The organism is Photobacterium sp. WH77 (assembly GCF_022014395.1).
In the GTDB taxonomy this organism is placed as follows: Bacteria; Pseudomonadota; Gammaproteobacteria; order Enterobacterales; family Vibrionaceae; genus Photobacterium; species Photobacterium arenosum.
In genome coordinates this window covers 45789-60059 of the sequence record NZ_JAKLTE010000004.1, presented here as the reverse complement: position 1 = coordinate 60059, position 14271 = coordinate 45789, and the positions used below count along the sequence as shown (strand labels likewise).

Here is a 14271-nt window from a genome sequence, read left to right as displayed (position 1 = left end):
TATTTCTGATGTTTGTTGTTTATTGAGCTGTGAGTTTTACTGATGTGATCTTCATCAACTCTTAATTAAATGCATTGAATACATCTCAAGAATTTGTCGCTTCAAAAAAGTGCTTGTATTTATCACTCTTTTCAAGAAAAACGGGTGAAAGCAACAATTAATTAAAGGAAAAGTAATGAGAAAATCATCAGTATCTTATTTGTTGTTAGCTGCAATGGGGTTAACGGGTTGTGGTAGCGACTCATCCAGTTCCAGTCAGACGACTAAAGAAAGCCAGCAAGGCTCAATAGTGACAACAGATGTCAATGATTCGTTTTTTACACCGGAACCTATGAGTATTCAAGTTGATCTGGCCAATCAGCTATCAGCGACCATACCCGATGATCAGCTATTTGACGTGGCGGTTAATTTTGATTTAAACAATTCTGGCGATATTGATGAAGGCGATATTCAGGTCCGAATGAAACGTATTGGGACGGGCTGGACAAATACAACCTCCAACCTGTATTACATATTTGTCCAGGGCGGCGGTAACACTGTTGTGTTCGATGAATCTCCGAACTTTAAGTCTGAAAGCGGAAGAATTACAAGTCTGGGTGTTAAATCTGTTGGCACGATAGAGCAGACGGATAATGCGGGTAAAACTGCACTTCGTTTTGACTTAATTAAAAATCCCCAGCGTAGCCTGAGCGGTGATCTCAATGGTTCAGACGCCGTCTACAGCGCATTTGAATTGGCATTGTCGCAAATCAGTGCGTCGACACCTGTGAACGCGAGTGTGGGCTTAGCCGACCAAAGTACGACACCCGCAACATCTGTGAGTTTTGACCAAGTGCCAGATGGCGGGACTTACTTCCAGGGCAGTAATGCAAGCATCGATGACAATCTTGCTGATTTTTCAGGGGTGAGCGGCGAAGCAGATATTGAAAAAGTAGCTGTTGGTTTTGCGGATTAATTGTTACTGGCTTTTCTGATTCCTGTTTCACGGAAATAAAAATGCCGCCTGTGTGAGTTATTACCAGGCGGCTAAAGTTCAGCAAGAGAATATTGTTATTATTGTGTAGGGCTTATTTCAGTGCAGGGAAGGTCTGATAGCGAACGCCCATCATTTGTTCCATACAGTGAACGACCTGGCAGCTGTAGCCAAATTCGTTGTCATACCAGATATACAGCACGCAGCGCTTATCTTGTGCGATAGTTGCCGCACCATCGACAACACCCGCATGGCGAGAGCCTACTATGTCGCTGGATACAATCTCAGTTGATTGGGTGTAATCTATCTGACCAGACAAAGCCGAATTCAAGGCGACGTTTCTCAGGTAGATGTTCAGTTCTTCTGCAGACACATCAGTATCCAGGTTCAGGTTAGCCACTGCCATGGACACATTCGGGGTAGGGACACGAATTGCGTTACCTGTCAGTTTACCGGCCAGTGCAGGCAGTGCTTTCGCCACCGCTTTGGCTGCGCCTGTAGAAGTCAGTACCATATTCAGTGATGCTGAGCGTCCACGACGTTCGCCGGAATGGAAGTTGTCGATCAGGTTCTGATCGTTGGTGTAAGAGTGAACGGTCTCAATGTGCCCGTTCAGTACACCGTACTTATCATGAACGGCTTTCAGTACCGGTGTAATGGCGTTGGTGGTGCAGCTCGCGGCTGAGATAATGGTATCTTCACTCAGAATGTCTTTTTCATTCACACCGAATACGATGTTCTTGATCTCACCTTTACCCGGCGCAGTCAGCAGCACTTTCGCTGCACCCGGGCACTTCAGGTGCTGGCTCAGGCCGTCAGCATCACGCCAGATACCTGTGTTATCGACCACAAGCGCATTGTTGATGCCGTAGGTGGTGTAATCTACATCCGCCGGGCTGTTTGCATAAATAACCTGAATGTAGTTACCGTTAACAATGATGGCTTTACGCTCTTCATCAACAGTAATGCTGCCGTTAAACTGGCCGTGTACAGAGTCACGACGCAGCAAGCTGGCGCGCTTTTCCAGATCGCCATGTTTACCACCGCGGACCACAATCGCTTTCAGGCGCAATGGGTAGCCTGGGCCACTTTTCTCAATCAGCAGACGAGCCAGCAGGCGGCCAATCCGTCCGAAGCCATAAAGCACGACATCACGTGATTGCAGCGTTTGTGTACTGCTCAGGGATTCAGCCAGTGCCGTTGTCAGGAAATCGTCCAGATGGCTTTCGTCATTGTGATCTTTCCAGTACGCATGTGCCAGCTGACCAATATCGATACGGCAAGGCGACAGGTCCATGTCGTTCAGCTTTTCGACCAATGGCAGGGTCAGGGAAGGGGAAATATCAGAGCCGGTATAACGGCGACCAACACGGTGGGCTTTAATCAGGTCGATAACAGAGGCATTGACTACCTGACGACCGAACAACAGCACTTCGACGCCTTTTTGTCGATATAGCTGGCCAAGAATTGGTGAGATGGATTCAGCATTAGTTTGACTTGTTTGCCAGTCTAGGAGGTAATTTTCCGGACTCATCTTTACTTAGGACCTTTCACATATTGGGAAGAAAAACAGGCATTTATCCTGTGAGCTGTTATCGTTTTTATGGGCAGGGATTGTAACGGTGCATGGGTTATTATCCTAGTAAAATTAATCACTTGTATTTGTGATCTAGATCTTTTGTAACTTGTGATCTTGGTCGTTTGCTCAGAGTGATATGCTGGAATAAGTGTGAGGTAAGAAATAACTTATTTTTTAAGAAATATTAGGATGATTGTAATAAAACAAGAAAAAATGGCTGCCAGGGAACAACTCTTCAATAAAGTTGGTATTTTTACAAAAAAAATCAGGTGACGCCGCCAAAACGGTGTCAAGCCCTGCAGAAATCGCTGTCACCAGCTTGCTGGTAAGTTTTTTCTCAGTATTCGGTGATATTTTAGTCAGTAAAGTGTTTTGCCATTGGTAGCGCTCAGGCAGAATGCCGCTTTTGTCGTCTCTGTGTACTGTCGGACGCTTTCTTCAGTGAACAGACAAAGCGTGATAAAACTCACGTCATCTGTTAATATGCTCGCCAATTTCCGATGAAAAGCTGCCAATGCTATCAGGCAGCTTTTTTCATGTCTGATTATTGTTGTAGGAACCTATTTTGATCACAACAGCGAACATCACCATGCAGTTTGGCGATAAGCCTCTGTTTGAAAACATCTCCGTTAAATTCGGCGAAGGAAACCGTTACGGCCTGATCGGTGCTAACGGTTGCGGTAAGTCGACGTTCATGAAAATCCTGAGTGGGGAACTGGAGCCTTCTGCTGGTGTGGTCAGTAAAGATCCTAACGAGCGTATGGCGAAGTTAGGTCAGGATCAGTTTGCTTTTGAAGAGTTCACTGTAGTTGACACCGTGATTATGGGTCACAAAGAATTGTGGGAAATCAAAGCGGAACGTGATCGTATCTACTCGCTGCCGGAAATGTCTGAAGAAGACGGTATGCGTGTTGCCGATCTGGAAACCGACTTTGCTGAAATGGACGGTTATTCTGCTGAAGCCCGCGCGGGTGAATTGCTGCTTGGGCTGGGTATTCCTGAGCACCTGCACTTTGGCCTGATGAGCGAAGTGGCACCTGGTCTGAAAGTACGGGTACTGCTGGCTCAGGTGCTGTTTGCTGATCCTGAAATCATGCTGCTGGACGAACCAACGAACAACCTGGATATTAATACTATCCGCTGGTTAGAGCAGGTTCTGATGCAGCGCAACTGCACTATGATCATTATTTCGCACGACCGTCACTTCCTGAACACTGTTTGTACTCATATGGCGGATCTGGACTACGGTGCATTGCGTCTGTTCCCGGGTAATTATGATGAATACATGGTGGCAGCGACTCAAGCCCGTGAACGTCTATTGGCCGACAATGCGAAGAAGAAAGCGCAAATTGCTGAGCTGAATACGTTTGTCAGCCGTTTCTCTGCTAACGCTTCGAAAGCGAAACAGGCTACCTCTCGCCAGAAGCAGATTGATAAAATTCAGCTTGATGAAGTGAAAGCCTCCAGCCGTCAAAACCCGTTCATCCGCTTCGAACAGGAAAAAGAACTGTTCCGTAACGCACTGGAAGTGGAAGGGCTGAAGCAGGGTTATGGTGAGAACATCCTGATCAATGGCGTTAACCTGATGGTAGAAGTCGGTGAGCGTATTGCAATCATTGGTGAAAATGGTATCGGTAAGTCAACTTTCCTCAATACCCTGGCAGGTGTTATGACGCCGATGAGCGGTATGATTAAGTGGTCTGAGAATGCCAATATCGGCTTCTACGCGCAGGATCACTCCGCTGATTTCGACACCGACATGAATCTGCTGGACTGGATGGGCCAGTGGAAAAATGAAGGCGATGACGAGCAGGTTGTTCGCGGTATTCTGGGTCGTATGCTGTTCTCGCAGAATGACATCAAGAAATCAGTTCGTGTGATTTCCGGTGGTGAGCAAGGCCGTATGCTGTTCGGTAAACTGATCATGCAAAAGCCAAACATCCTGTTAATGGATGAGCCAACTAACCACATGGATATGGAGTCTATTGAGTCTCTGAATCTGGCGCTGGAAAACTACAAAGGAACATTGATGTTTGTCTCTCACGACCGTCAGTTTGTATCCTCGGTTGCTACCCGCATTATTGAAATCACCAAAGACGGTGTAAATGACTTCCACGGTACTTATGATGAGTACCTGCACAAGCAAGGCATTGAGTGCTAATCCCGTACTTTTAAAGACAGCCGCCTTTCCGGGCGGCTTTTTTTATGCAAAATAGGAAGCCGAACGGCCAATGTGCCCTGAACCAGAGTTAAGGAAACCATCATGAATATCTGGGTTGATGCTGATGCTTGCCCGAATGTGATCAAAGAAATCATTTTTCGTGCCGCTCATCGGGTAGGCGTCTGCACGATATTGGTTGCGAACCATGCCATCCGTATCCCGCCGTCACCGCATATCCGAGCAGTGCAGGTGATGGCTGGCTTTGATGTCGCTGATAATCATATCGTTCAGCAGCTTGAGCCTGGTGATTTGGTGATTACTGCCGATATCCCGCTTGCGGATGAGGTCATTACTAAAGGTGGTCACGCGCTTAATCCACGTGGCGAAATGTACAGTAAAGATACGATTAAACAGCGCCTGCAAATGCGGGATTTTATGGAAACTATGCGCAGCAGCGGTATCCAAACCGGTGGGCCGGCACCTATCAGTCAGGCTGACAGACAGCAATTTGCCAATAAACTGGATGTCTTCCTCGCAAAAGCTCGCTGATAAGCACTGTAATACAGGCTCCTGTTATGCTGATTGGGGCCTGCCATTCTTCTTTCTTCCATTGCATTATTTCGATTTTGCACTTCATGCCAGGCTTGCTCTCCATGCATGCTCTCCATGCGTGCTCTCTATGCCTGATATGCCCTTTACCGGGCGGGACAATAATAAATACCATGCGCTCAGACTCTTATTTTTAATAAACAACTTGTTTCATCTGCATTTTGATGAATAAAATTCATGCTGATGAGTTGATTATGAAAAATAAGGAACAGCCGTGCTTGAACTGACCACCCAAAGATGCGTACTACGCCCACTGACCCTGAGTGATGCCGGGGCCTTGTTTGATATTTTCTCTGATCCGGATGTGATGAGATATTGGGATAGCAGCCCATGGCAATCCATTGAAGAGGCGAATGATTATATACAGGCATCAAAACCGTCATTGGATGAGCCGGAAAAGCTGGTATTGGGTATTTATGAACAGCCTGAGCAACGACTGTTAGGCAAGTGCATGCTCTTTAATATTGACCAAGATTCGCGCAGGGCAGAGCTGGGTTTTGGTATTTCCAAAGCCCACTGGGGCAGAGGCCTTGTTCAGGAAGTCGCTTCTGCCCTGATTCAGTTTGCTTTTCAGGAAATGCAACTCAACAGGTTGGAGGTAGAAATTGACCCGGATAACACAGGATCGGCAAAAGTATTAACAAAACTGGGTTTCTCACAGGAAGGGTATTTAGCAGAAAGGTGGATTGTCGACGGTAAAATGTCAGATTCAGCGATTTATGGTTTACTTGCCAGAAAATGGCGTGCTTGAGCGGGTTTGACTATTGCAAATACACAGAAGCAAGTTCGTTGTTACTTTTTTGCCATGATAACGGCCAGTAAGATGACTTATTACTGACTGACGCCACAGTTTCTTCATGTAAGGTTTTTTGAGCAATACTTACAGGTAAATGCTGCATAATGACACGTTGGAGGCAATATGTTTACTGTTGAAAAAGTGGGTAATGACAGGCTCGACATTGAAATGAGCGGTAAGCTGGATTCTGAAGAGATGAGATCGGCGTTAGATGAACTGCTTAATAAGTCATCAGATATTCAGAATGGCAAAATGCTGTTTGATATAGTGGAATATCAGCTGCCTTCCATGGGGGCGATTGGTGTTGAATTGTCACGCTTTCCATCAATGATGAGGTTTATCCGTAAATTTGACCGTGCAGCGGTGTTATCTGATACAAACTGGGTCAAAAAAGTCAGCGAAGCCGAAGGTTTCTTGATTCCTGGTCTGACGATTAAATCCTTTAATCGCGATCAGCGTGACCAGGCCGAGGCATGGCTGGAAGGGTTCGGCACGGACTCGTGAGAGTCTGTGGAGCCGGATACCAACGGAAGGAACAAATTAATTATATGTATCATGTAATGTTTGATGTGGACGATACATTAATTCAGTCCAGCCAGTTTGATGAAAGTTGTTTTGTTAAGGCGGTGAAGTCGGTAACTGGTCTGGATCTATATCAAAGCTGGAGTGATTATCCGCATGCTACCGACAGGGGGATCCTTCGCACTTTTATTGAAATTCAGGCGCCAGATGAAGAGCTTGTTGATCTTGAGAGGCGAGTAAAAGCGGTTTTCATTCAGAATATCAGGGAGCGTTTGAGCCATCGCCCTGCACTAGAGGTGAGTGGAGCCAAAGCATTTTTTCATCGTTTGCTGGGCGATGATCGCTTTATTGTGTCTCTGGCAACAGGTGGCTGGCGGGAAACGGCAAGAATGAAGCTGATATCTGCAGGCTTTAACATTAATGATGTCAGTATGGCGTCATCAGACGATCATTATTCCCGCGCTCGTATCATGGAACTCGCCCGGGAGAGAGCGGGCGATACGGATTTACAACTGACCTATTTCGGTGATGCCGAATGGGACGTTCGAACGTGCCAGGAGCTGGGTGTTAATCTGGTTATCGTTGGGAATAAAGTCAGTCACTGTCAGACCATTCATGACTATCACAGTGACGATCAGGCGCTGTACTACATTACTAACCAGTAGGGCGATACACTAATAACAAGCCGTCTGCATTCGGCCATCACATCAAGGAAGCTAAATGGATAAAAAGGAAATTATGGCTTTATACAATCAGTTTGAACGTATAGGGCAATCCGTGCCCGGCTATGAAAAGCAAGTGAATGGGTCGGTTGTCCGATGCGTCTCACCCGAGCCACAGGGCAGCTACATTACGTATTTCCACTTTGATGAAGAGCAGGCAATGCCGGCGATCAAAAAAGAAATTCACTTCTTTTCAGAACAGAAGAAATCCTTTGAATGGAAAACCTATTCCACAGACTCACCCGCTAATATAGGCAAACACCTTATTGAACAAGGTTTTACTCAGGAGGATTCTGAATCCTTTATGGTGCTGGAATTGGACGGCATACAAAATATCTTGCCTGTGACTGCGGACATAACCGAAGTTTATGATCTTGATGGTATTCGTGAAGCCATGTCTGTGCAGGAAAAAGTGTGGGGTACAGATCATACAAGTCATGCCTTTCATTTACACCAGATTAAGCAGGCTTGCCCAGAAGATGTCGCTGTTTATGTTATCTATGATAATCATATTCCCGTTTCGTCGGCCTGGGTTTTATACAGCGCCGACAGCCCGTTTGCCGGCATTTGGGGGGGAAGCACATTGTCCGAATACAGGAGCAAAGGTTATTACACAGCGTTACTGCACCGGAGGATTAATGATGCCAAACAACGTGGGATTCGCTACCTCACTATCGATGCATCCGCTATGAGCCGGCCTATTGTAGAAAAGCACGGCTTTAGGTTCATAGCAGAAACGACGCCATACTTTCTTGACGTTAATCACTGACAGGCAAATACCTGCCTGTCACCATTTTTCGGCCTATTTTCCACGATTGATTGCAAGATGGCGGAGATAAAAACGCGAAAATTATCCATCGATCACCCATGTCTTTATCTATTCTGATCTTGACGGATAGCATCTGGTAATTCGTGCTATCCAGCCTGAATTGCATGAGGTCGGAGGGCGCATGGACCGGAAATACGTTATTACCAGCTTTATCTACGCTATCCTCGGGCTGTTGTTAGGCATCTACATGGCTGCTTCTCATAACCATGGTCAAATGGTGACACATGCTCATATCATGCTGGCCGCTTTTGTTGTGTCCTTCATCTATGGTTTGTGCCATCGATTATGGCTGACAAACGGCTCAAGTGCTTTATCCCAGATTCAGTTTTATGTCCATCAGGCAGGCATTTTGGTGTTGGTTGTAGGGCTATTTCTACTGTATGGCAATGTCGCTGAAGCGGATGTGCTGGATCCGATTCTGGCATTGCCGTCGGTGGCGGTATTGGTGGGAATGATTCTGATGACAGTTTTGTTTATGACATCAGGCAAAAGTCAGTAATCAGGGCGAGGTGAGTTTCGCCCTGATTGCATAATACTGCCTTTAGTTCTCAGTTTTCTCGGCGCTTGCAGGTGCAACCTCTTTTTTGGCGCTTTCTTTTTTCGCTTTTTGCTCTTCAAGAATGCGTTTTGGTGTGGATTCTTCTTTTTCACGCTGGCGATAGGCTAATGCGTAGCTCCAGCTTGAGGTCGGCCGGGTGAGTAATGAATCCAGTGCTTTGGTATTGACTTCATCAAACTGACCCAATTCTTTCGCAGTTTTGCCTGATAAGGCAATGTTTTCATCATCTGTCGCCGCCACAATAAGGCTTGCCGCTTCTTTAAGTGCAGCAGTGTATTCATCGGGGTCGTTAAGGTCGTAACTCGACACCTTCATTTTTTTACGCAGATACTGGGCCCAGTGATATTGCATATAGGGAATAGACATAGGTCGGATCAGAGGGTTCACCGTTTTGCCTTTATCGGGATCGCTGTAAGCGATATTGCGCAGGAAAAAGACCAGTGACAAATATTTATCATGCTTTAACTGCTTCATACCCAGATACTCAGGTAACTCAGAAGGTTTGATTTTTTCGCCACGGGTATCAAACAGCCAGAATTGCCCAGCTTCTTTCATCGCATTCCAGACTTCATCAATATCATCGCCGGCCAGGCTTTGTGTGACTTTCACTTTTACAGGAACACTGGTTCCACCGTTAGGCATATCCCAGAATGTCGTCAGGATATGATGACCAGAGAGCAGGTAAAGGGTTTTACCGTCCGGCGCAAGCAGCACGGTAGGCAGGGCATCCTGATTGCTGCCTGGCGGTTCTTGGCAAGTATAGCTTTCCAGATCGGTCGGTTTAGACTGGTGATCCCATGTTTTCACACCTTTGCCCCCGCTAGTCAGGCAAAGGTCATCAAACATTTGGGCCGGGCGTGCTTCGTAACGGCCCAGGCTGGCAAACACCCTGTCAAAAGCAAGAACAGGTTGTGTTGGTAACAGTGCATCCAGTTTAACCGTCAGCACGTCGCCCACTTGAATAGAATTATCCTCGTTGTTTTTGTTGCTGTCATCGCTTTCGGCCTGACTGGGTGCTTTTGCGGCTGCTTTTTCTTCCTGAGCTGCAAGTGCAGAACCTGTGACAGCAGCACCTAACATGGAAGCAAAAACTAAGCAGGCAGTACGATGTAATCGCATGAGAGCTCCTCACTGATAAGGGTAGCAAATTGAGTTTAGCAAATAGCTAAGGTCGCGTTGTATAAGAAATAATACTGAAATCGGGCGGGGGAAGTATCAGATGGCTGTCAAAAAACTGTCGTCACTTAGAAACCCGATCAGAGTCGGGCTTCTAGTTATACGGGAAGATCAGGCAAATCGTTTTTCAAGATATTGAATAATGTCAGAAGATTCATACATCCATTCCACATGTCCATCTTCTTTTTCAATTCGCAGACAAGGTACCTTGCGTTTTCCGCCGCCATTAATCAGTTCCTGTTCGAAGGCAGGTTTCTTCGCATCAAGGGTTTTGAGAGGAAGAGCCAGTCGTTTGGCACTGCGACGGACTTTGACACAGAAAGGGCAGGCATCAAACTGGTAAAGTTTCAGCTTTTCAGCCGCCACATTGATTTCGCTTTGCTCAAGGGCAGAGCGTTTCATGGATTTTGGCGTAAATACAACATTGAGCAGCAGGATAATCCGGCCAAGGAACCATCGAACAAATTTCATTAGAATGTCTATCTCTATAGTTCAGATTTTAGTGGCAGGATTGTAACGTAAAAGCCCTCCTAACGTCACCAGTGTTCCAACTTCAGCATGGTATCAGCAGAGACCGAAAATCCGCGTTGTTAACTGCTCGGAGGCTGGTGCTGGCAAAAGTCATCTGGCGGATGGCTAAATTAGCTGTTTCTTATTGATAAATAAAATAGTTAACTTGAGCACACTTGGTGTCACAGAGCTTGAAAAACAAATTGGACACTCTATCATTTGCTGTAGTGTTGGGTGGAATAAGCAAAAGATATGGTTGTTGAATCTGATGGTTATCACGCGCTGATTGAGTATTTTACGGAACACCTGAGTGTGTTTGCTGTAAGCGGTACTGATGCAAGTGAGGAAACCGTAGAAAATGTTGTCACGGATCTGATCGCTACAAACCTGATGGCGGTGTTTGGTCAGAACCCGGATCTTGAACCGGAGTTTCGATTCAAGCTAATGCAGGAAGCCGATGCTGTATTGGATGATATGGCGGAAATGCTAGGCGGCTTATGGCAGAAAAACCCGGGAATTGAACAAATTACCTTCCTGGAAGATTATATCAGCCTGGTCAAAAACCTGTTTGACAGTGTGATAAGTCAACAAACTTCACACGCCTGAACACAATGCTCGGAGAGCGACATCCGGCAAGCAACACAGAAGCAGCTGAGGCTGCTTTTTTTGTCGCTGACATTTAGCTAACTGCAGGCTTTCGTTACATATTTTTTACCTTTGACATTTTATTGTCATATTTGAGCCGTATGTTAACGGCGAATTTAATGAGAATAGGATCACAATTATTGTCCTGTAACGTGTTGGAACTGGTTTTGCTGGGGCAGAAATTGTGGCATTGACAAAGGTTCATTATGACAAAAAAACGCACTCAACGGACAAGGCTGTCAGTTGTGGTTCTGATACAGTCAGTCTTTCTGCTTCTTGTGGTTATCGGTGGATTGCTGTCATTCTTTGGTAATCAAGGGCTTAACCGTGTTTCTACGCAGTTCGCCTCGCTGAGCCAGCAGGCATTACCCGTCGCAACACTGAATGCCGAAATGGTAGAGGGATCACTGGCTTCCGCCCAGAGTCTGACAGAGGTGATAAATAGCCGGACAATAGAAACCCTTGAAACGGCACTGAACACACTGAAAAGTAATGAACAGCATGTAGAAGATGCCGTAGCAGAATTGCAGCAGCTGGCGACTGAACATAGCATTAGCTGGCTTGAAAATGATGTCAGTGCTTTTGAAAGCGATCTCACCACATTTAATCAACTCGTCTCGTCCATTCAACAAACACAGCAGCAAATTCTGACCAATCAAGCCAAGCTGGAATCTGACAAAGCTACGATGAACTATGCTGTTTCATCTGTTCGCTCTGAAATGAGCAGGATCAGCATCGGGTTGTACGCTGGCGATACTGCGGCTATGGGTCATGTGACTAACTTCATTAATCATTCCCAGGAAATGGGAAACAACATGGTGGCTTTGTTGTTTGAAAGCGATCTGAAAAAAGCCGAAGCGTACGCTAAAGATCTGAATCGGACTAATTTGTCAGGCATGTTATACGCGTGGAAAGAGCTGAATCGACTAAATCCTGAATTGGCGGAATACTCCAGTTTATCTGTACCGTTTGATATGGTGAAAGAGCTGTTTAGCGAGCAGGGGATGGTCGCGCTCAAGCTCGATACGCTTCGCCTGATACAGACGCAGGCTGAAAAAGCCGATCAGGCAAAAGTGCAGGTGGAAAAAATCATGCTCAAGCTGGGAGATATGGAGACAGGTTCACAGCGCATGATCTATGAAAGCGAACAGGGTGTTCTGGCCGCCAGCGACAATGCCAAAATGATTTTTATTGCCCTGAGTGTCGCCGGTTTGCTGTTGGCGCTACTAGCCGGCGCCTGGGTCAGCAAAACGGTTCGCCTTTCTTTGCAGCGTCTGGATGATGTGATCAAGGCAAACAGCGTGGGTGATCTGACAGTCATCGCAGACGAAAACGCACCGAAAGAATTTGCCGAACTGGCCAGTTTGCTGAATCAGTCAAATCGGACCAACAGCCATGCCATGGCGCAACTCAGTGAGAATGGCCATACCTTAACTCAGGCGGCTGAGCGCAGTCAGGCCGCTTCGGCGCAGTCTCGCCGCGCACTCAGTCAGCAGAGTGATCAGTTGAGCACTATTGCTGCTGCCATCACTGAGCTGGAAGCCTCTATCAAAGAAATCGCGCAAAGTACCACTGAGTCGGAAACCGAAGCCGAAGCGGCCAATACGCTGGCGCAAGAAGGGGCCGGGATTATTGCGCGCAGCACCGAAAGACTGCAGTCTCTGGATGTTCAGTTTGCGCGAAACGAGGCCTGTATGATCTCGCTTGATGAACACGTCGGCAAAATTACAGAAGTCGTGGAGCTTATCAGCACGATTGCCAACAATACCAACCTTCTGGCGCTGAACGCGGCAATCGAAGCGGCACGGGCGGGTGAGCAGGGACGCGGTTTTGCCGTGGTGGCCGACGAAGTCAGAAAACTGGCCAGTGAGACCAACCAGCAAACCGAGTCGATCCGCCGGACTATCGCCGAGCTGCACCAGGCGGCAGAGGAGGCGAACACGGCAATGCAGGAAAGCCGTAGCGAAATGACAGCCTCCATTAATCTGAGTGGCGAGGTTGAATCGGCTATTCAGAGTATACAAGGCGCCATTGCCCGGATTACTGATAAAGTGATCACGATTTCTGCTGCCACACAACAACAGGAAAATGCTTCCATGGAAGTGGGCCGAAGTGTTGAGGAAGTCGCCAGCCAGGCCAGCCTCAACAATCAGCAATTATCGACGCTGGTAGAGGAAGCCAGAACTGTGTCTGACATTGCGCGGGAGCAGAGCCAGATGCTGACGCGCTATAAAATTCTGGACCCTGCCGTTTAGAAACCGCAGGCATAGACTTGTCACCGGGTCACTAACGCCAGTAGAATGCTGGCGTTTTTTCTTTCCCTGGTAGTCTAGCTATGCGTATCCACGCTGTTCATAACCTGTATGAAATGCGTCTTGCCCGTTCAACACGGCCATTTCTGGCACGGGGTGGAAAAGTTGAGCGTTGTCAGTTCTGCATGCTCAGAGCCCACCTTTGTATCTGCAGCCATAAACCACAGATTGAGTCTGACGCCGCTTTCATGCTGATTATGTATGATGATGAAGTTCTGAAGCCCAGTAACACCGGCAGGCTGATTGCCGATCTTTTTATCGATACCTTTGCATTTATCTGGTCTCGAACTGAGCCTGATCCCGCCATGCTTGCGGTGCTGACTGATCCCCAATGGCAACCTTATGTGATTTTTCCTGCGGAATACGGTACCCCAGAGCGTGTCGCAAGCGAGGTTGTGCCTGCGGCCGGCAAACGGCCATTGTTTATTTTGCTTGACGGAAGCTGGTCTGAAGCGAAAAAAATGTTTCGTAAAAGCCCGTATCTGAACGAATTTCCTATGCTGTCAATTACGCCTGAGTCACGTTCACGTTATCAGGTAAGGGAAGCGGCCAAGGACAATCAGCTGGGTACGGCAGAAGTCGCGGCCCGGATCGTGGCCAGTTTCGGTGAGCAGGAAAATGCCCGAATGCTGGATCTCTGGTTTGATGTATTCAGAGAAAATTATATGGTCGGAAAACTAAACCGGTCTTTGCCTGAAGACTCGGCTTTGGCGCGCCTAAAGCAGGCGGTGCTCTCCGAAGCTTGTGTGTAACCGTGCTTTTCAGCTTTGCATTGCTTACTTAATATAATTGTGCGCTTGCGCTGATTGATACACTGCTAAATATGGTTTGTGTCACAGTCTGTATATGCTGATAAATGGATAATTTTTGCAGCGCAA

At 46.9% G+C, this 14271-nt stretch carries 14 protein-coding genes; 11 read left to right on the top strand and 3 right to left on the bottom strand.

Going from position 1 to position 14271, the window contains the following annotated elements; genetic code table 11:
- Positions 1–175: 175 nt before the first annotated feature.
- A complete protein-coding gene (locus tag L6J37_RS05380) occupies positions 176–955 on the top strand; it encodes a hypothetical protein (RefSeq protein WP_237794428.1) in 780 nt (259 codons plus the stop codon).
- A 112-nt stretch (positions 956–1067) separates the two neighbouring features.
- Here the strand turns inward: L6J37_RS05380 and L6J37_RS05375 are convergent, their stop codons facing one another.
- Positions 1068–2507 (bottom strand): glyceraldehyde-3-phosphate dehydrogenase, encoded by a 1440-nt coding sequence (locus L6J37_RS05375; RefSeq protein WP_218384684.1) that lies wholly within the window; start codon positions 2505–2507, stop codon positions 1068–1070.
- Positions 2508–3117: 610 nt separating this feature from the next.
- Between L6J37_RS05375 and L6J37_RS05370 the strand changes: the two genes are divergently transcribed.
- The 7 genes from L6J37_RS05370 to L6J37_RS05340 all read left to right on the top strand — a co-directional run bounded on the left by L6J37_RS05370 (position 3118) and on the right by L6J37_RS05340 (position 8690).
- Complete coding sequence (locus L6J37_RS05370) at positions 3118–4713, top strand: ABC-F family ATPase (RefSeq protein ID WP_192017159.1); 1596 nt, start codon at positions 3118–3120, stop codon at positions 4711–4713.
- A 102-nt stretch (positions 4714–4815) separates the two neighbouring features.
- Complete coding sequence (locus L6J37_RS05365) at positions 4816–5262, top strand: YaiI/YqxD family protein (protein WP_237794427.1); 447 nt, start codon at positions 4816–4818, stop codon at positions 5260–5262.
- Between the two features lie 274 nt (positions 5263–5536).
- Positions 5537–6073: a GNAT family N-acetyltransferase gene (locus tag L6J37_RS05360; protein ID WP_218384682.1), complete on the top strand. Its 537-nt coding sequence runs from the start codon at positions 5537–5539 to the stop codon at positions 6071–6073.
- A 168-nt stretch (positions 6074–6241) separates the two neighbouring features.
- A complete protein-coding gene (locus L6J37_RS05355) occupies positions 6242–6622 on the top strand; it encodes an STAS/SEC14 domain-containing protein (protein WP_218384680.1) in 381 nt (126 codons plus the stop codon).
- A gap of 44 nt (positions 6623–6666) precedes the next feature.
- Positions 6667–7305, top strand: coding sequence for an HAD family hydrolase (locus L6J37_RS05350; RefSeq protein WP_218384678.1), 639 nt, complete (start codon positions 6667–6669; stop codon positions 7303–7305).
- A gap of 55 nt (positions 7306–7360) precedes the next feature.
- Positions 7361–8131, top strand: a complete 771-nt coding sequence (locus L6J37_RS05345) for a GNAT family N-acetyltransferase (protein WP_237794426.1) — start codon at positions 7361–7363, stop codon at positions 8129–8131.
- A gap of 181 nt (positions 8132–8312) precedes the next feature.
- The gene (locus tag L6J37_RS05340; protein ID WP_237794425.1) at positions 8313–8690 is read left to right on the top strand and encodes a TonB-dependent receptor; all 378 of its coding nucleotides are present in this window, start codon (positions 8313–8315) and stop codon (positions 8688–8690) included.
- Positions 8691–8732: 42 nt separating this feature from the next.
- On the opposite strand, the gene L6J37_RS05335 is transcribed toward L6J37_RS05340, so the two are convergent.
- Positions 8733–9869 carry a ParB/Srx family N-terminal domain-containing protein gene (locus L6J37_RS05335; RefSeq protein WP_237794424.1) on the bottom strand — a complete coding sequence of 379 codons (1137 nt, stop codon included), beginning with the start codon at positions 9867–9869 and terminating at the stop codon, positions 8733–8735.
- Between the two features lie 168 nt (positions 9870–10037).
- Complete coding sequence (locus tag L6J37_RS05330; RefSeq protein WP_192017152.1) at positions 10038–10397, bottom strand: glutathione S-transferase N-terminal domain-containing protein; 360 nt, start codon at positions 10395–10397, stop codon at positions 10038–10040.
- Between the two features lie 291 nt (positions 10398–10688).
- Between L6J37_RS05330 and L6J37_RS05325 the strand changes: the two genes are divergently transcribed.
- The 3 genes from L6J37_RS05325 (at position 10689) to L6J37_RS05315 (ending at position 14145) form a co-directional block, all read left to right on the top strand.
- The gene (locus L6J37_RS05325; protein ID WP_027252261.1) at positions 10689–11042 is read left to right on the top strand and encodes a DUF3802 family protein; all 354 of its coding nucleotides are present in this window, start codon (positions 10689–10691) and stop codon (positions 11040–11042) included.
- 245 nt (positions 11043–11287) lie between these two features.
- Positions 11288–13336 carry a methyl-accepting chemotaxis protein gene (locus L6J37_RS05320; RefSeq protein ID WP_192017151.1) on the top strand — a complete coding sequence of 683 codons (2049 nt, stop codon included), beginning with the start codon at positions 11288–11290 and terminating at the stop codon, positions 13334–13336.
- Positions 13337–13416: 80 nt separating this feature from the next.
- Complete coding sequence (locus tag L6J37_RS05315; protein WP_192017150.1) at positions 13417–14145, top strand: tRNA-uridine aminocarboxypropyltransferase; 729 nt, start codon at positions 13417–13419, stop codon at positions 14143–14145.
- Positions 14146–14271: the final 126 nt, after the last annotated feature.